The organism is Pseudonocardia wallangbongensis, assembly GCF_054486945.1.
The window spans coordinates 207040-223008 of record NZ_JBRERS010000001.1 but is presented as its reverse complement, the minus strand read 5'-3'; the positions used below and the strand labels follow the sequence as shown (position 1 = coordinate 223008).

Annotated in this window: 18 protein-coding genes; 7 read left to right on the top strand and 11 right to left on the bottom strand. The window is 74.3% G+C overall.

Annotated elements, in window-relative coordinates:
• Window positions 1-16: 16 nt before the first annotated feature.
• The 4 genes from ACU436_RS01090 to ACU436_RS01075 all read right to left on the bottom strand — a co-directional run bounded on the left by ACU436_RS01090 (window position 17) and on the right by ACU436_RS01075 (window position 4563).
• Window positions 17-1216 (bottom strand): dihydrolipoamide acetyltransferase family protein, encoded by a 1200-nt coding sequence (locus ACU436_RS01090; RefSeq protein WP_459020713.1) that lies wholly within the window; start codon window positions 1214-1216, stop codon window positions 17-19.
• Complete coding sequence (locus ACU436_RS01085) at window positions 1209-2210, bottom strand: alpha-ketoacid dehydrogenase subunit beta (RefSeq protein ID WP_459022580.1); 1002 nt, start codon at window positions 2208-2210, stop codon at window positions 1209-1211. The genes ACU436_RS01090 and ACU436_RS01085 overlap by 8 nt, the downstream gene beginning before the upstream one ends.
• 19 nt (window positions 2211-2229) lie before the next feature.
• Window positions 2230-3219 carry a pyruvate dehydrogenase (acetyl-transferring) E1 component subunit alpha gene (gene pdhA / locus ACU436_RS01080; RefSeq protein WP_459022578.1) on the bottom strand — a complete coding sequence of 330 codons (990 nt, stop codon included), beginning with the start codon at window positions 3217-3219 and terminating at the stop codon, window positions 2230-2232.
• A gap of 153 nt (window positions 3220-3372) precedes the next feature.
• Window positions 3373-4563, bottom strand: a complete 1191-nt coding sequence (locus tag ACU436_RS01075) for a PucR family transcriptional regulator (protein WP_459020712.1) — start codon at window positions 4561-4563, stop codon at window positions 3373-3375.
• A gap of 245 nt (window positions 4564-4808) precedes the next feature.
• On the opposite strand from ACU436_RS01075, the gene ACU436_RS01070 reads away from it, so the two are divergent.
• Together ACU436_RS01070 and ACU436_RS01065 are read left to right on the top strand one after the other, a co-directional pair.
• The gene (locus ACU436_RS01070) at window positions 4809-5279 is read left to right on the top strand and encodes a (2Fe-2S)-binding protein (RefSeq protein ID WP_459020711.1); all 471 of its coding nucleotides are present in this window, start codon (window positions 4809-4811) and stop codon (window positions 5277-5279) included.
• Window positions 5280-5290: 11 nt separating this feature from the next.
• Complete coding sequence (locus ACU436_RS01065) at window positions 5291-5551, top strand: hypothetical protein (RefSeq protein ID WP_459020710.1); 261 nt, start codon at window positions 5291-5293, stop codon at window positions 5549-5551.
• A 37-nt stretch (window positions 5552-5588) separates the two neighbouring features.
• Here ACU436_RS01065 and ACU436_RS01060 read toward each other — a convergent pair whose 3' ends face one another.
• The gene (locus tag ACU436_RS01060; RefSeq protein ID WP_459020709.1) at window positions 5589-6044 is read right to left on the bottom strand and encodes an excalibur calcium-binding domain-containing protein; all 456 of its coding nucleotides are present in this window, start codon (window positions 6042-6044) and stop codon (window positions 5589-5591) included.
• On the opposite strand from ACU436_RS01060, the gene ACU436_RS01055 reads away from it, so the two are divergent.
• The 3 genes from ACU436_RS01055 (at window position 6025) to ACU436_RS01045 (ending at window position 9040) form a co-directional block, all read left to right on the top strand.
• Complete coding sequence (locus ACU436_RS01055; protein WP_459020708.1) at window positions 6025-6270, top strand: hypothetical protein; 246 nt, start codon at window positions 6025-6027, stop codon at window positions 6268-6270. The genes ACU436_RS01060 and ACU436_RS01055 overlap by 20 nt on opposite strands.
• A 305-nt stretch (window positions 6271-6575) precedes the next feature.
• Entirely contained in the window at window positions 6576-7790 is a 1215-nt protein-coding gene (locus tag ACU436_RS01050; RefSeq protein WP_459020707.1) for an MFS transporter, read from the top strand.
• An 86-nt stretch (window positions 7791-7876) separates the two neighbouring features.
• Window positions 7877-9040: a polysaccharide deacetylase family protein gene (locus tag ACU436_RS01045; RefSeq protein WP_459020706.1), complete on the top strand. Its 1164-nt coding sequence runs from the start codon at window positions 7877-7879 to the stop codon at window positions 9038-9040.
• 14 nt (window positions 9041-9054) lie between these two features.
• Here the strand turns inward: ACU436_RS01045 and ACU436_RS01040 are convergent, their stop codons facing one another.
• Window positions 9055-9939, bottom strand: a complete 885-nt coding sequence (locus ACU436_RS01040) for a LysR family transcriptional regulator (RefSeq protein ID WP_459020705.1) — start codon at window positions 9937-9939, stop codon at window positions 9055-9057.
• A gap of 70 nt (window positions 9940-10009) precedes the next feature.
• Between ACU436_RS01040 and ACU436_RS01035 the strand changes: the two genes are divergently transcribed.
• Together ACU436_RS01035 and ACU436_RS01030 are read left to right on the top strand one after the other, a co-directional pair.
• On the top strand, window positions 10010-10903 hold the full coding sequence (locus ACU436_RS01035) for a dihydrodipicolinate synthase family protein (RefSeq protein ID WP_459020704.1): 894 nt from the start codon (window positions 10010-10012) through the stop codon (window positions 10901-10903).
• Window positions 10904-11338: 435 nt separating this feature from the next.
• Entirely contained in the window at window positions 11339-12235 is an 897-nt protein-coding gene (locus ACU436_RS01030; protein ID WP_459020703.1) for a TIGR03619 family F420-dependent LLM class oxidoreductase, read from the top strand.
• Window positions 12236-13720: 1485 nt separating this feature from the next.
• Here ACU436_RS01030 and ACU436_RS01025 read toward each other — a convergent pair.
• The 5 genes from ACU436_RS01025 to ACU436_RS01005 are packed head-to-tail and all read right to left on the bottom strand — an operon-like array spanning window position 13721 to window position 15940.
• The gene (locus ACU436_RS01025; RefSeq protein WP_459020702.1) at window positions 13721-14482 is read right to left on the bottom strand and encodes an alpha/beta fold hydrolase; all 762 of its coding nucleotides are present in this window, start codon (window positions 14480-14482) and stop codon (window positions 13721-13723) included.
• Between the two features lie 20 nt (window positions 14483-14502).
• Window positions 14503-14859 carry an MmcQ/YjbR family DNA-binding protein gene (locus ACU436_RS01020; protein WP_459020701.1) on the bottom strand — a complete coding sequence of 119 codons (357 nt, stop codon included), beginning with the start codon at window positions 14857-14859 and terminating at the stop codon, window positions 14503-14505.
• The gene (locus ACU436_RS01015; RefSeq protein ID WP_459020700.1) at window positions 14856-15185 is read right to left on the bottom strand and encodes a methyltransferase; all 330 of its coding nucleotides are present in this window, start codon (window positions 15183-15185) and stop codon (window positions 14856-14858) included. Before ACU436_RS01015 ends, ACU436_RS01020 begins: the two co-directional genes overlap by 4 nt.
• A complete protein-coding gene (locus ACU436_RS01010) occupies window positions 15158-15502 on the bottom strand; it encodes a methyltransferase family protein (RefSeq protein ID WP_459020699.1) in 345 nt (114 codons plus the stop codon). The genes ACU436_RS01015 and ACU436_RS01010 overlap by 28 nt, the downstream gene beginning before the upstream one ends.
• A gap of 51 nt (window positions 15503-15553) precedes the next feature.
• Window positions 15554-15940, bottom strand: coding sequence for a VOC family protein (locus ACU436_RS01005; RefSeq protein ID WP_459020698.1), 387 nt, complete (start codon window positions 15938-15940; stop codon window positions 15554-15556).
• Window positions 15941-15969 lie beyond the last annotated feature (29 nt).

Sequence of the window (15969 nt, the reverse complement as noted above, 5' to 3'; positions counted from 1 at the left end):
GGGGTTCGGCAGCCCGTCAGGCCAGGATCCGCAGCGGGGCCTCCAGCAGCGCCGTCAGGGTCTGCAGGAATCGCGCGCCGGTGGCGCCGTCGACGACGCGGTGGTCGCACGACATCGTCACCCGCATGACCGACCGCACGACCGGGACCCCGTCGCGCGGGCGGAGCTCGTCGGCGGCGGCGCCGACGGCGAGGATCGCCGCCTCGGGCGGGTTGATCACGGCCGTGAACTGCTCGATGCCGTACATGCCCAGGTTCGAGACGGTGAACGTGCCGCCGCTCATCTCCTCCGGCCGCAGCTTGCGCTCGCGGGCCTTCGCCGACAGGTCGCGGGTGCGCGCCGCGATCTCGGACACGCTCATGCGGTCGGCGTCGTGCACGACCGGCACGAGCAGGCCCGACTCGACGGCCACGGCCACCCCGACGTGCACCCGGCGGTGCCGGCGCACCGAGTCGCCCGCGAACGAGACGTTGATCTCGGGGTGGGCCCGGAGCGCGCCGGCGACCGCCTTGACGACGAGGTCGTTCACGCTGACCTTGGGCCCGCCGGCCCCCACCAGGGTCTCGTTCAGGGTGGCGCGCAGCGCGAGCAGGTCGGTGACGTCGACGGCGCGCGTCAGGTAGATGTGCGGCGCCTCCTGCTTGCTCCGCGTGAGGCGCTCGGCGGCGACCCGCTGCATCTGCGGCAGCGGGAGCACCTCGACGTCCTCGGGCTCGGCGGCGGGTGCCGGTTGCGGTGCCGGTTGCGGCGCCGCCGGGGTGGCGGCTTCCTCGATGTCCGCGCGGATGATCCGGCCGTGCGGTCCGCTGCCCTGCACGGTGCCCAGGTCGACGCCGAGGTCGCGGGCGAGCCTGCGGGCCAGCGGGGAGGCCGCGGGGCGCCCGTCGCGGGCCGGGGCGGCCGGCGCGACGGGGGCGCGGGCCGGCTCCGGCGCGGGGGCGGGAGCGGGGGGTTCCTCGGCCACGGGTGCCGCGGAGCCGGTGCCGTCCCCCAGCAGCCCGATGGGTGCGCCGATCGGGGCGCTCCCACCCTCGGGCACGAGGATGCGCTCGAGCACGCCGTCGTCGTACGCCTCCAGCTCCATGATCGCCTTGTCGGTCTCGATGTCGGCGATGACGTCGCCCGCGCTGACCTGGTCCCCGGCGTGCTTGTGCCAGGCCGCGACGATGCCCGACTCCATCGTGTCGGAGAGGCGGGGCATGGTGATCTCAGGCATCGGTCGTCCTCCCGGGCAGCCGGCCGACGGCCGCGAGGGTCTCCCGCACGGCGGTCAGCAGCGAGTCGGCCGAGGGCAGCGCGGCCTGTTCGAGCGGCTTGGCGTACGGCAGCGGCACCTCGGCGGCGGCCACCCGGCGGACGGGCGCGTCGAGGTGGTCGAAGGCGCCCTCGGAGATCGTCGCGGCGATCTCGGCGCCGATGCCGTAGGTGAGCCAGTCGTCCTCGGCCACCACGGCGCAGCCGGTCCGGCGCACCGACGCCACGATCGTGTCCCGGTCGAGCGGTCGCAGGCTGCGCAGGTCGACCACCTCCGCGGAGATCCCCTCCTCCGCGAGCCGGTCGGCGACCTCCGCGGCCACCGCGGCCATGCGCGAGTAGCCGACGATCGTGACGTCGGTGCCCTCGCGCGTCACGGCGGCCCGGCCGATCTCGGCGGGCGGCAGGTCGTCGGGCACCTCGCCCTTGACGTTGTAGAGCGCCAGGTTCTCCAGGAAGAGCACCGGGTCGTCGTCGCGGATCGCGGCGGAGAGCAGCGCCTTCGCGTCGGCGGGCGTGCTCGGCGCCACCACCTTGAGCCCGGGTACGAACGCGTAGTACAGCTCGATGTTCTGCGAGTGGGTCGCCCCGAGCTGCTGGCCGCCCCCGCCGGGGGTGCGGATGACCATGGGCACCGAGGTCTGGCCGCCGAACATCCCGTAGATCTTGGCCGCGTGGTTGACGATCTGGTCCAGCGCGATCAGCGAGAAGTTGATCGTCATGATCTCGACGACCGGGCGCAGGCCCAGCATGGCCGCGCCGATCGCGGCGCCGACGAACCCCTCCTCGGCGATCGGGGTGTCGCGCACGCGCTTCTCCCCGAACTCGGTGAGCAAGCCGGCGGTGATCTTGTACGAGCCCTCGAAGACGCCGATCTCCTCGCCGATCAGCAGGACGTCGTCGTCGCGCAGCAGCTCCTCGCGCAGGGTGCTGCGCAGGGCCTCGCGGTAGGTCATGACGGGCACGGGCGGTTCCTCAGCGGTAGAGGGCGTCGGCCGGCAGCCGGCGCGACTCGTTGGCCACCGGGGTGGCGTAGGTGTGGTCGAACAGCGTCGAGACGTCCGGGTGCGGGCTCGCGGCGGCGAAGGCCACGGCCTCGTCGGCCCCGGCCCGCGCCTGCGCCTCGAGGGCCGTGAGGCGCTCCTCGTCGGCGATCCCCGCCGCGAGCAGCGCGGCGCGGAACCGGGCGATCGGGTCGGCCGCCCGGGCGGCCTCGACGTCGGAGGACGTGCGGTAGCGCGCCGGGTCGACGACCGAGTGGCCCTTGAGCCGCGAGCTCACCGACTCCAGCAGGGCCGGCTTCCCCTCGGTCCGCGCCCGCTCGACGAGCCGGCGCGCGGCGTCCCGGACGGCGAGCACGTCGTTGCCGTCCACGCGCTCGCCGTGCATGCGGTAGGCGGCCGCGCGCCTGTGCAGCTCCGGCTCGGCGGAGGACCTCTCGACGGTCGTGCCCATGCCGAGTCCGTTGTTGACCACGACGTAGACGATGGGCAGGTTCCACAGGGCGGCGATGTTGAGCGACTCGTGGAACGCGCCGATGTTGGTGGTGCCGTCGCCCATCTGGCAGACCACCACCTCGTGGCCGCCGCGGTGGTCGATCGCGAGCGCGGCGCCCGTGGCGAGCGGGACCTGGCCGCCGACGATGCCGTACCCGCCGAGCATCCGGGCGTCGGCGTCGAACAGGTGCATCGAGCCGCCCCAGCCCTTGGAGGTGCCGGTGGTGCGCCCGTACAGCTCGGCCATCACGCGGCCGGGCTCGATGCCCTTCGCGATCGCGTAGCCGTGCTCGCGGTAGTTCGTGAACAGGTAGTCGTCGGGCCGCATCCCGGCGAGCAGGCCGACGACGGTGGCCTCCTCGCCCAGGTTCAGGTGGCAGTAGCCGCCGATCTCGGCGCGCGTGTAGCCCTGGGAGGCGCGTTCCTCGAACCGGCGGACGAGGACCATCTGGCGGAACCAGCCCTGCATCACCTCGGGGTCCTCCGCGGCGAGCGGGTCCGGCTGCTTCCTGGTCCTCCTGGGCGTCGTTGCTGCCACGAGCGCCAGCTTCGCCGAGGATCCGGGTCGCCGCCATGATCGGACGCCCAGCACCACGCCTCGCGGATTGGGCAGTTTGCCCAATCAGTCCGGGAGCTCCAACGCGGAGAGCGCGAGCGAGAGCTCGACGAAGGCCTGCCGCCCGGTGAGCGGGTGCCCGACGAGGGCGGAGGCGCGCTGCAGCCGGTTGAGCACGGTGTTGCGGTGGCAGTAGAGCCGCTCCGCGGCGACGCCGGCCGACCGGTCGGCCTCCAACCAGGCGGTCAGCGTCTCGAGCAGGACGTCGCGCTCGCGTGGCGGCAGGCGCAGCACCGGTCCGAGCCAGCCCTCCACGAGGCGGCGGCGCAGCTCGGGGGAGCGCAGCAGCATCGCCTCCGGGTAGCGGTCCTCGATCCGTACGACGGCGGCAGTGCCCCTGGGCAAGGTGCCCAAGGCGAGGACGGCGAGCCGGTGGGCGGTGGCCACGCCGGCGAGGCCGTCGGCGGTGGCGGCGGCCGCAGCCCGGCCCCGGGCCAGGGAGCCCAGCCTGCCCAGCACGAACTGCGGGTCGTGGCCCTCCAGGGGCAGGAGCCCGACGAGGGTGTCGGTGCGCACGTGCCAGACCGATCGGACCCCGAGGGCGGACAGGGCCGTCTGGGGGCTGGGCAGCGCGGCGACGCCGTCCGGCTCGAGGTCGGTGACCACCACGAGGTAGTCGCCCGCGAGCGGCAGGTCGAGGTGGTCGGTGACCCGCTGCCCGGTGGTGCCACCGGCGACGACCTCCTCGAGGAGCGCGTGCCGGCGCTGGTCGTCGCGACGCAGCTGCTCGGCCTCCGTGCGCCGGTAGGAGGTGGACAGGGCCGACGAGAGGCCGTCCACCACCGTCCACATCGCGGTGGCGGCGGCGCCGAGATCCGCGGGTGGCACGCCGTCGGTGCGCTCGAGGAGCGCCTCCCAGACCACCCGTCCGCCGAGCCGGAACGTCCGCAGCATCACCTCCAGCGGCACGCCCTGTTCGGCCCGCTGCCTGCCGATCGCCCCGGCGACCGGGTCGTCCCCCATGGCGTCGCCGGCGCCGCCGGGCCGGCCGGCGGCGAGCAGGCGCAGGACCCGCGTCAGGTACCGGCGGCAGCCGTCGCGCAGGTCCTCGGGCGGCACGCTGCGGTAGTCGGTCCACGCCGGGTGGTCGGTGAAGACCGCGGTGACGAGGCGGTCGGTCAGCACGTCGACGTCGGGCAGCCATGCGGTGGCGATCGTCGACAGCGGGCCTTCCACGAGGCCGGACGGTACCGGCATGCGGGGCACCCGCCGCGGGTACGCGAGCGGCATGGTGGCGCGGACGATTGCCCGGAAGCTGATCGACGATCACCTGGTCGGTGGCGAGCGATCGCCTGCGCCTACGCGCGGGCCACCGGCACCGTCCCGGAGTACTTCCCGGTCAACCACCGGGACCCGCTGCCGTTCGAGCCGTGGCCGACCGCGCCACCGGTGCCGGAGTCCCCGACCAACGGCCTGAAGCACACCTTCTGAGGAGCGCACGCATGCCCACCCACACCTTCACGCTCAACGGCGAGCGCGTCTCGGTGGACACCGAGGACGACGTGCGCCTGCTCTGGGTGATCCGCGACCTGCTCGGCGTCACCGGCCCGAAGTACGGCTGCGGGATCAACGTCTGCAAGGCGTGCACGTCCCACATCAACGGCAAGGCCTTCAACCCGTGCTCCGTGCCGGTCGGTGACATCTCGGGCGACGACGAGATCACGACCATCGCTTGGCTCGCCGACGGGGACGACCTGCACCCGATGCAGCAGGCGTGGCTCGAGCACGACGTCCCGCAGTGCGGGTTCTGCCAGCCGGGCCAGATCATGGCCGCGGTGGCGAAGGTCCGGCAGTGCGCGGCCGAGGGCCGCGACGTCGACGACGAGGCGATCGAGGAGATCCGCAACATCTGCCGTTGCGGCACCTACAACCGGATCCGCGAGGCCATCAAGGCCGGAGCGGAGGAGATGTGAGGAGCGACCCGATGACGAGTCGTGTGATCGCCGGCCTGCTGCTCTCCGGCGCGGCCCTTCCCCTCGCGACGGGCACCGCCGCGGCGAGCGACCTCGGGCAGGCGGTGAGCGCGGGCGCGGCGACCGCCGCAGACGCCCAGGCTTCGTTCCTCGACGCCGTCGACGGGCCGGAGCCGGAGGGCGCGGACGGGCTGAGAACCGAGTTCCCCCGGTTCGACCCCCGGCTCGTCGAGGGACCGGCCGGAGGCCTGCTCGACGACCCGTTCGCCTGACCGGCGTTCGGCCACTTGGGCCACCGCGCCGCAACCGTCACTCGCAGGCGACGCCGTCGTCGTCGCGGTCGAGCCCGGCCCGGTACCCGGCGTCGCCCCGGTGCAGCGGCGCGGCGCCGGCGGCCCGGGCGGCGGCACAGTTCTTGTAGCTCGCGCCCGAGGAGGACTCCTCCCGTGCGGGTCGAGGTTCCGGGGCCGGTTCGCGCCTCGGTGCCGGCTGCGCGGCGGCCGGCTGGGGCCTCGGCGCCGGCTCCGCGGCCGGCGCGGGGGGCGGCGCCACGGTGGGCCGCGCGGCCGCGGGCACGGCGTAGTGCCGCTCCGGGCACAGGTTCGCCTCCGCCGCGGCCACCACGACCTCGGCGGCCGCCGTACCCCACTTCGACGTGCCGAGATCCGTCACGAGGCTTGCGTGCGTCACGCCCGGCGCACCGATCGACTCGCACACCGAGCGGCCGACGCCGACGAGATCGTCCGTGTCGAGCACGGCGGCCACGAACCGGTCGTCCGGTGTGAGCGCAGCAGGCGCCGCCGACGTCGTGGGTGCAGGCGTGGCGCTCGGAGTGCTGGTCGCACGGGTCGTGGTGGTCGTGGCTGCAGCCGAGGTCGTCGTGCTGGCCCGCGGACTGGCGATCCCGGCGATGACGATGATCGCGACGATTGTTCCGAAGATTCCGAGCGCGATTCTGGCAGGCTTGGGCACGACGCATCGACTCTCGTGAGTGGGGTGAATTCCGCCCGGAACGGGCGGTGCGGGGGCGGCCGAGGATGCGGTGAACCGGCCTCGGTGCAGGTGCCTCACATGGCAGTCGACTGCTTCTTCGCGTGCCGCCGGGGAGTCGTTACAGGCGTGTCGCCGGCCGGTCCGAGACGGAATGCGCCCGCCCTCGTGGCCATTTGTGGAATCACCGTTCCACGGTGCGGCCGCCACGGAAGGCGATGAATGCGGGCATCAGGATTTGGGCCTCCTTCCGGCCCGCTCGACGTCCGCGCTGCGCGCCGGTGACGGCGGGTGCAGCCTGGACCGGTGAGCGATGGACCGGTCCGCGGTGCGGTCGGCACGCTGCGCCGGAGCGCGCTGCGCCGGGTGCTGGCGGTCCTGTGCGTCACCGAGATCGTCAGCTGGGGCGTGCTCTACTACGCGTTCCCGGTGCTCGCCCCGGCGATGGTGGCCGACACGGGCTGGTCGATCGGCACCGTCACCGCCGCGTTCTCCCTGGGGCTGATCGTCGCGGCGCTGGCCGGGATCCCGGCCGGGCGCTGGCTGGACCGGTTCGGCCCGCGGCGGGTGATGACGGCCGGATCGGTGATCGCGGTGCCGGCCGTGGTCGGGATCGCCACCGCGCCCACGGTGGCGTGGTTCTTCGCGGCGTGGGCGCTCGCCGGGCTCGCGATGGCGGGCGTGCTGTACCCGCCGGCGTTCGCCGCGTTGACGCGCTGGTGGGGGCCGCGCCGGGTCGCCGCGCTGACCGCGCTCACCCTGCTGGCGGGCCTGGCGAGCACGATCTTCGCGCCGGTCACCGCCGCGCTCGTGGCGCACCTGAGCTGGCGGGAGTCCTACCTGGTCCTCGCCGCCGTACTCGCGGTGGTGACGGTGCCCGCGCACCTGTTCGGCCTCCGCGGGCCGTGGCCGGCGGCCGATCCGGCCGAGCGGCCGGGCGGGGCCGGTCACGCCCCGAGCGCGATCGCGCGCAGCCGGCCGTTCCTGATGCTCGTCGCGGCGATCGCCCTCGGCACGTTCGCCGCGTTCGCCGTGGTGGTGAACCAGGTGCCGCTGCTCATCGAGCGTGGCCTGTCCACGACGGCGGCGGCGTGGGCGCTGGGACTCGGCGGGCTCGGGCAGGTGCTGGGCCGGCTCGGCTACACCACGCTGACCGCGCGCACCGGGGTGCGGGTGCGTTCGGTCCTCGTCCTCGGCGCGCTCGCCGCCGCCACGTCGTTGCTCGCGCTGCTCCCCGGCCCCGCCGGTGCGCTGGTCGCCGCCGCGATGCTCGCGGGCGCGGCCCGCGGCGTGTTCACCCTGCTGCAGGCCACCGCCGTCAGCGACCGCTGGGGTGCGTCCCACTACGGGCGCCTGAACGGGCTGCTCCTCGCCCCCGCGATGGTCGCCACCGCGCTCGGGCCGTGGGCGGGCGCGGCGCTGTCCGAGGTCCTCGGCGGCTACCCCGCGGTGTTCGTCCTGCTCGCGGGCGTTGCAGCGGCCGCCGCCGCGCTCGTGCTGGGCACCGTGCCGCGCCGCTAGCCCGAGCCACCCACCCGGGTGCATCCGGGCGCCCGGACGGGCGACCCGCCCGGCGTGCCGCCTTCCCCCGTGGTCACGATGCGGCCGTGGGGGACGTGCGGCGCGGCAGGAGACGAGCGGGCGAGTGGCTGCTCCTCGCCGCGTCGCTCGGGTTGGTGGTCGCCTTGCTGGCCGGCCAGGAGCTCCCGGACCGAACCGCTGCGGCCGCCGCGCCGGACCCGGTCCCGGTCCCGGTGCCGGCCGACCCCGTCGACGTGCAGGTGGACCGCGCGGGCGCGCGGCTGGCCGCCTGGATGCGGCCGCTCGCGCCGGGCGAGCGGCCGCCGCAGTTCGTGCTCTTCTCCTTCGACGGGGCCGGGTCGCACCGGCACTGGCAGCGCGTTCTCGCGATCGCGGGGGCGTCGGAGGCGCGGATCACCGGCTTCCTGTCCGGCGTCTACCTCGTTCCGGACGCGGAACGGCGGCGCTACCGCCCGCCTGGGCGGTCGGCCGGGACCTCCGCCGTCGGGTTCGGTGGGAAGCGGGCCGAGGTGGACACGTTGATCGCCGACCTCATGGAGGCCCGCAGGCGCGGCCACGAGATCGGCACCCACTACAACGGCCACTTCTGCGCCGGTGACGAGCCGGCGGTCGGGAAGTGGTCCACCGCGATGTGGGACACCGAGCTCGACCAGTTCTTCTCCTTCGTCGAGTCCGCCCGCGAGCGGGGCCTCGACCTCGGGGACGTGCGGGGCGGGCGCACCCCGTGCCTGGAGGGCCGCTGGTCGCAGGCCTACCCGGCGATGCGGGCGCACGGGTTCACCTACGACGCCAGCCGCCCGACCGACGGGATCGTCTGGCCCACCGACGAGAACGGCATCCGCGAGTACTGGATGCCGTCGGTGCGGGTGCCCGCGTTGCGCAAGCAGGTGCTGCTCATGGACTACAACCTGTGGCTCGCCGTCAACGGCGGGCGCGACGAGCCGGAGCGGGCGGACGAGTTCAGCGACACGGCGCTGGGCGCCTACCGTGCCGCGTACACCGCGGCCGCGGACGGCAACCGGGCACCGCTCGTGATCGGCAGCCACTTCAACCGGTGGTCGGGCGGCGGGTTCTTCGACGCCGTGGAGCGGTTCATGGCCGAGGTCTGCCTGCGGCCCGAGACCGTCTGTGCCACCCACTCCGACGTGAACGCGTGGATCGACCTGCAGGACCCCGAGGTCCTCGACGTGTGGCGCTCGATGCCGGCTGCCCACGTGCCCAGGCCGTGATCGCCAGCTCGTGATCACCGGGCCGTGCGCATCGCGTCGACGAACGCCGCGATCGCCGGGTTGCCGCCGGCGCCGCGCCGGTGGGCGGCCATCGTGCGCCGGTGCATCGGCAGCGGGGTGAGGACGACGTCCGCGTCCGGAGCGGTGACACCCAGCTCCGGGACGAGCGCGACCCCGCCGCCGATCGCGACCAGTGCCAGCACCGCCGGGAAGTCGTCGATCTCGTGCCGCGCCCGCGGGGTGAAGCCGGCCGCCTCGCAGGCCCGGACCGTCATGGTGCCGCACCGGGTGTCGGCGGGCGCGACGATCCACGGCACGTCCCGCCAGCGGCGCAGCGGGTGCGGTTCGCCGGCCAGCGGGGTGAACGAGTGCGGTGCCGCGAGGAACATGGCCTCCTCGAACAGCGCGACCGTCTGGACGCCGGGCTCGGCGGGCACCGGCACGAAGTCGTAGTCGTGCACGAGCGCGACGTCGACCTCGCCCGCGCGCAGCGCCCCGGCGACGGCGGCCGGGTCGAGCTCGCGCAGCCGCGGCTCGAGCGCGGGGTGCGCCGCGGCCAGGCGGGCGAGCGCCGCGGGCACGACAGCGCGCGCCGCCGACGGGAACGCGCCGATCCGCAACGGGCCGGCCGGGCCCGTGCGGCCGGCGAGCAGGTCGGCCTCGGCCCGTTCGAGGCGTTCGAGCACGGCCTCGGCGTGCCCGACGAGCGCGTGCGCGGCGGGGGTCAGCTCGACCCGGCGCGCGGTACGGGCCAGTAGGGGGGTGCCGGCCTCCCGTTCCAGCGCGCTGAGCTGCTGGGACACCGCCGACGGCGTGTAGGAGAGCGCCTCGGCGACGGCCGCGATCGTGCCGCGGTGGGCGAGCTCGCGGAGCAACCGCAGGCGCCGCACGTCGAGCATCGGCTCAGCTTACGTCGAGCAGCAGGAACGTGAACTGGATCTGACGCTCGCCGGGCGGGACGCTGTCGGCATGCAGCTCTCGGGTGTGCACGTCCCGCTGGTCACACCGTTCACGCCCGACGGCGAGGTCGACGTGGCCGCGCTGGACCGGCTGGCGCGCGAGGTGCTGGCGGCGGGCGCGGCCGGGATCGTCGCGCTCGGCACCACCGGCGAGCCCGCCGCGCTGGAGGACGCCGAGCGCCGCGCGGTGCTGGACGTCTGCGCGGCGGTGCGCCGCGACACCGGCGCCGCCCTGGTCGTGGGGGCCGGCGCGAGCGGCACGCGGCGCAGCGCGGCGGCGCTCGCCGGGCTCGCGGCATGGCCCGAGGTGGACGCGGCGCTCGTGCCCGTGCCCGCGTTCGTGCGTCCCACGGAGGCGGGCGTCGTGCGCCACTTCGAGGAGCTGGCGCGGCGGAGCCCGGTCCCGCTGCTCGCCTACCACGTCCCGCACCGCACCGCCCGCCCCCTCGGCGCCGCTACGCTGCGCGCGCTCGCGGCCGTGCCCGGCGTCGTCGGGGTGAAGCATGCCGTCGCGGCGCTGGACGCCGACGCCGTCACCCTGCTCGCCGATCCGCCGCCCGGGTTCGCCGTGCTCACCGGTGATGACGTCATGGCCGCGCCCCTCCTGGCGCTGGGCGCGGCCGGGGGGATCCTCGCCTCGGCGCACCTGTGCACCGGGCGCTGGGCCGCGATGGTCGACGCGTGGCGCGCGGGCGATGCGCCGCACGCCCGGAACCTGGGCGCCCCGCTCGCGCCGCTGGCGGCGGCCCTGTTCGCCGAACCCAACCCGAGCGTGATCAAGGCGGTGCTGCACGCGCAGGGCCGGATCGCCACGCCGGCCGTGCGGCTGCCCCTGCTCCCGCCGCCCCCGGCCGCGATCACGGCCGCACTCGACCTGCTGCCAGCGGCCCGAGGAGCGCGCTGACCTACCGCGACCTACCGCGCGAGACCACCGGAGGCCGATTTCGCGGGCATGATCGCGGCTTCGGTGCCGCGGCGGCCACATGGAGTGTGTTGCCGAATCGGGGTCGGGCGGCCCTCGCGTCGTCGGGTGCATTCCGAGGGACGTGCGTGTCCGGGTGACGCCGGAGTGGTTTGCCGGAGGCGGCTCCCATGATCAGATGTGGCTGGGCGCCCTCGGGAGGGCGCTGCGGCGAATCTCGGACCGATCATGACGCGTTGATCGTTGCGAGATCCCGCTCGGCGCCCTCCCGAGGACAGTCGCAAGCATGTGATCATCGGGAAGCGCTATCCGCGGCACCGGGGTGCTCGCCTCGCCGGCTCCCGGCGGACAGAGCGGCCGCCCGAGCACTGCCGCTGCGCCGCCGCGGTTGCTCCGCACGCTCCTATGCTGATCGACATGCAGATCGGTGTGGGAGCCCCGATCTCCGGTGGGTGGGCCACGCCGGAGAACCTCGTGCGCGTCGCCGGGGAGGCGGAGGAGCTCGGCTACGCGTCCCTGTGGACGCTGCAACGGCTCCTCGTCGCCGTCGACCAGGACCTGCACCCCGTCTACAGCAGCGTGCTGGACCCGGTCGCGGCCCTCTCGTTCGCCGCGGCCCGGACCTCGCGGATCCGCCTGGGCATCGGAGTGATCAACCTCCCGTTCGTCCCGCCCGCCTACCTCGCCAAGCAGGCGGCGAGCCTCGACGTGCTGTCGGGAGGGCGGCTCGACCTCGGCCTCGGCGTGGGCTGGTCACCGGCGGAGTTCGCCGCGACGGGCGCGTCCACGGCGCGCCGGGGACCACGGACCGTGGAGTATGTCGACGTCCTGCGCACGTTCTGGGGCGACGACGTCAGCGAGTTCGACGGCGAGTTCTACACCGTGCCACGCAGCCGGATGCTGCCCAAGCCGGTACAGCGGCCCGGCCCGCCGATCGTGCTGGGCGGTGGCGTTCCCGCGGCGCTGCGACGCGCCGGCCGGGTCGCCGACGGCTGGATCAGCAGCAGCGGCGCCGACCTCACCCGGCTCGCCGACGACGTCGCGCTGGTCCGCGAGGGCGCCGAGGCGGCCGGGAAGGATCCCTCCGCGGTGCGCGTGATCGTCCGCGGCGTCGTGCGCGTGGACGGGCCGGGCGACCGGCTCCTGTCCGGCCCCTACGACAAGATCCGCGAGGACGGCGCGTGGCTGGCCGAGCAGGGCGTCACCGAGCTGTTCTACGACCTGAACTACGACCGCACCATCGGAAGCCCGGGCACCGACCCCGCGGCGGGCGTCTTGCGGGCCATGGAGATCCTGCACGCGCTGCGTCCCTGACCGCCGGATCCGACGAGCGAACGGCACCTTCGTCGGCTAGCTACTACAGCCGGAGTTCGTGATGGTGCCCGGCGCAGCGTCGCTGGTGGGGCGCGGTCCGTGGCTGCGTCAGCAACCGGCACCGGACACCCACTGCTTTCGTGTCCTGTTGGTGGGTGTGGAATGCGGGACGGTCGTCGGGTGGAGCTGGCCTGGGGGTTTGCTGCCGGTGGGCGCGCCGTACCCGGCTCGTGGTGTGGGGCCCTCGTCTCGATCTGGTCCGGGGTGCGTTCCCTCCGGTTTGCCTGGTCCCCGCCATCTTTGTGGGGTGGTCGGGTTGGCGTCATTGCCGTCCCCCCGGGGGTCATCCGGGTGGCCGTCCCCGGCCTGCTGGCACGCCGGTTCGCGATGGGATCCTGCGGATGGGTGGGACTCGACCGGCGGTGGTGCCGTTGCCCGGGCCGCTCAGGCTGTGGTGTCGGCGCCGAGTGTGCTGCCGCCCGACAGCCGGCCTGGTGTGACCCGAGGATGGGGTGTGATCAGCGGATACGGGACCTGGCGTGCATAGGTGAGTGTGATGTCCCGATCTCGCCGATCACGGCCCGCTGGGTGTCGATGTCGGGGTTGTTCGTGGGGTCGCCCGGGTGTCTGGGGAGTGCAGAAGGGGCGGGCGGGACCACCGCAGGTCGAGTGGCTGTCGGCAGTGGCGGTCTCGTCGGGACTGGCGTGCCGGCAGGTCGGGGACGGCCGCCCCGGTGACCCCGGGGGGGACGGTGGTGGTGCCAACCGGATCACCGGCGGGGGTGAGGTCGGGTCCGGACGGGAGTGGCCGCGCCCGGGGCCGGGTCGACGGGGTGGGGCGGTCGGGCTGCGAGCCGGGTACGGCGCGCCCACCGGCAGCCGATCCCGCGACGAGACAGACCCGACCCCGCGGCCGCGGTCACGTTCGTGATCCGCGGTATCGGTTGTTCATGGCTGCGGCCACCGCCATGGACAACCGATACCTGCGATCTTCCCCGTCAAGATCCGAGGTATCGGGCGTTCATGGTCGTGTGGACAGCCATGGGCAACCGATACTTCGGATCTTGCCCCGCGGATCGACGGGCATCGGCCCCAAGGCCGTGTGTGCGGGCCCCGTCCAGCCGATCAGGTCCGCTCGGATGAGCTGCCGCGCAGCCGGGCCGGCGACCCGACACCGACACAGTGGCCGAACCAGCCACTACCGCCGCCGACCAGCAACATGATCACGATCTACCGCTGCCGTACTAGGGCTGAGTTCGGACGAGTGCCGTTTGGCGCAACTGGAGCACTCCCTGGAGTGCAGATGGCCGGGGCGCGGACGGTCGGCGCCTGGTGATTGATCCGAGATGCTGGAAACTGCCTTCACCAGGGCGTTCAGTGTGATCTCGCAGCGATCAAGGTCGCATGCGCCGTCGTTCGACAGGGCGTACGAGAGTGCCGTTCGTGCGGTGGAACCCGACCCGGTGCAGGGTCGTGGGCACCCCGCTAGGAACGTTCCGCCAGGAACTCCGTGATCGCCGCGTCCGTCTCCGCCGGCCGCTCCAGGTGCGGGACGTGGCCGCAGCCGAGGACCGAAAGCCGCACCGGCCCCGTGGCGCGGTCGCGCACCGCCTCCACGTGCACGACCGTGCCGTACGGGTCCGTGGTGCCCTGCACGCCCAGCACCGGGCAGGTGATCGCGGCCAGCTCCGGGCGGATGTCCCAGTCCCGGAAGGCGTCGTCGAGCCAGCCCTCGTTCCAGTTCCAGAACGTGACGTCCGGGTCGCGGTGGTGGCGGGCCATCCGGGCCCGCAGGTCGCCCTCGACGTAGTCGCGGCGGGCCCGCTCGATGCCGCGCAGGTCGATGTCCTCGACGAACACGTGCGGCGCGAGCACCACGAGCGCGTCCACCTCGGCCGTGCCGGCGTGCAGCAGGCCGATGGAGCCCCCGTCGCTGTGCCCGACGAGCACCACCCGGTCGAGCCCGAGCGCCGCACGCACGGCCGGGACCACCTCGGTGGCCTCGTCGTGCATGTACCGGGGCGTCCGCTTGCCGGGCGGGAGGTCGGAACCGCCGTGGCCGAGCCGCGAGAACGCCACCGCGCGCCGGCCGGTGGCGGCGGCGATCCGGTGGTGGAACCCGCGCCAGAGCCGGACCGAACCGAGGCCCTCGTGCAGGAACAGCAGGGGGACGCGGGCGGGGTCGCCGGGCACGTCCTCGTACTCGACGCGCCCGCCCGGCACGTCCACCATGGGGAGCTCGCTCACGCCCGCGAGCCTGCCTGCCGCTACGCCGGTTCGTCCAACCGGGATGCCAGCCGCTTCGGTGCCACCTGCCGGTAGGCGTCGGTGACGATCTCCTCGATCTCGGTCCAGTCCACGTCCGGGACGTCGAGGTAGACGCCGAGCCAGCCGCGACCACCGACGTAGGGCGGCCGGAAGAACCGGCCCGGGTCGGTGGCCACCAGCTCCTCCTGGGTGCCGGGCGGTGCGGCGCACCAGAAGGCGAGGCGGTCGTCGTGGTGGTGGTCGGCGAACATCACGAACGTCTTGCGGACGAACCACGTCGGCTCGCCGTGGCTCAGCTTCTCGGTGACCTCGGGAAGGGTCGTACAGATCCCGCGCAGCCGCTCCAGGGGCGTCATACCGGGACCCCTCGCATGACCGAGAACCCCGAGCCCGCGGCCGGGGCGACGTCCGTGAGCCGCAGCCCGGCCGCGGTGAGCAGGTCCGCGAACTGCGCCCGCGTGCGCTCCCGCCCGCCGAGGCACACGAGCATGTCGAGGTCGCTCATCAGGAGGCTCCGCTGCTCGCCGAGCACCTCCGGGTCGTCGCGCAGGATCGGCTCCACCAGGAACAGCACGCCGCGCGGCGGCATCGCCTCCCGGATCCGGGACAGGATCGTGACGCTGCGGTCGTCGTCCCAGTCGTGGATCACGCTCTTCACGACGTAGGCGTCCGCGGCCGGCACCCACACGAAGAAGTCGCCGGTGACGACCTCGCAGCGTTGATCGACGACCGCCAGGCCCGCCAGACCGCGTCGCCGCAGAACAGCTGGGCCAGGTTGCCGATGGATCCGGGCCTCCCGGTGCGCGGCAGCTGCCCTCCCGCGGTGAGCGCGTAGGCGCCCTCCGGGGTTCGGCGCACCAGGTCCAGGCCGGTGGCCGCGCGCAGGAGCCGGGCGAGCGCGTCCGGGTCCGTGCCGGTGCGGCCGGCCAGCTCGTCGAGGTCGAGCGAGCCGTCGCCGAGGGCGTCGGGCACGCCGAGCCGGGCGAGGGTCTGCACCACCTGGGCCGGGGAAGAACCCGAAGACCAGCCCGGCGGCGCGCTCCCGCTCGTTCACGGCTTCACCTGTGGCCGGTAGCTGCCGACCGACCAGATGTTGCCCTCGGGGTCGCGCACGGCGTACTCGCGCGACCCGTAGGGCTGGTCGACCGGCTCCTGCACGACCTGGGCGCCTGCGGCGACGGCCCGGCCGTGGTGGGCGTCGACGGCCTCGGCGGAGTCGAGGGCGAGGTAGACGACCGCGCGACCGGTGTCGAACGCGTCCGGGGTGCCGCTGCGGGTGCCGAGCATGACCACGCCGTCACCGAAGCCCAGCTCGGCGTGGCCGACGCTGCCGTCCTCGGCCTGGTGGACCTGCTGCTCGACGAACCCGAGCGTGCCCGTGAGGTAGGCGATCGCCGCGCGGGCGTCGTCGTAGCGGAGCGTGACGTAGATGCTCATGGGAGAGACGGTAGGAGCGAACACGGGCA

What these genes read in the sequence shown, in the direction of transcription:
- ACU436_RS01020 (WP_459020701.1), bottom strand. Translation starts at nt 14,859, where the DNA reads ATGACGCCCCTGGAGCGGCTGCGCGGGATCTGTACGACCCTTCCCGAG.
- ACU436_RS01065 (WP_459020710.1), top strand. Translation starts at nt 5,291, where the DNA reads ATGACGAGTCGTGTGATCGCCGGCCTGCTGCTCTCCGGCGCGGCCCTT.
- ACU436_RS01085 (WP_459022580.1), bottom strand. Translation starts at nt 2,210, where the DNA reads ATGACCTACCGCGAGGCCCTGCGCAGCACCCTGCGCGAGGAGCTGCTG.
- ACU436_RS01090 (WP_459020713.1), bottom strand. Translation starts at nt 1,216, where the DNA reads ATGCCTGAGATCACCATGCCCCGCCTCTCCGACACGATGGAGTCGGGC.
- ACU436_RS01075 (WP_459020712.1), bottom strand. Translation starts at nt 4,563, where the DNA reads ATGCCGGTACCGTCCGGCCTCGTGGAAGGCCCGCTGTCGACGATCGCC.
- ACU436_RS01030 (WP_459020703.1), top strand. Translation starts at nt 11,339, where the DNA reads ATGCAGATCGGTGTGGGAGCCCCGATCTCCGGTGGGTGGGCCACGCCG.
- ACU436_RS01070 (WP_459020711.1), top strand. Translation starts at nt 4,809, where the DNA reads ATGCCCACCCACACCTTCACGCTCAACGGCGAGCGCGTCTCGGTGGAC.
- ACU436_RS01035 (WP_459020704.1), top strand. Translation starts at nt 10,010, where the DNA reads ATGCAGCTCTCGGGTGTGCACGTCCCGCTGGTCACACCGTTCACGCCC.
- pdhA (WP_459022578.1), bottom strand. Translation starts at nt 3,219, where the DNA reads ATGCAGGGCTGGTTCCGCCAGATGGTCCTCGTCCGCCGGTTCGAGGAA.
- ACU436_RS01040 (WP_459020705.1), bottom strand. Translation starts at nt 9,939, where the DNA reads ATGCTCGACGTGCGGCGCCTGCGGTTGCTCCGCGAGCTCGCCCACCGC.
- ACU436_RS01005 (WP_459020698.1), bottom strand. Translation starts at nt 15,940, where the DNA reads ATGAGCATCTACGTCACGCTCCGCTACGACGACGCCCGCGCGGCGATC.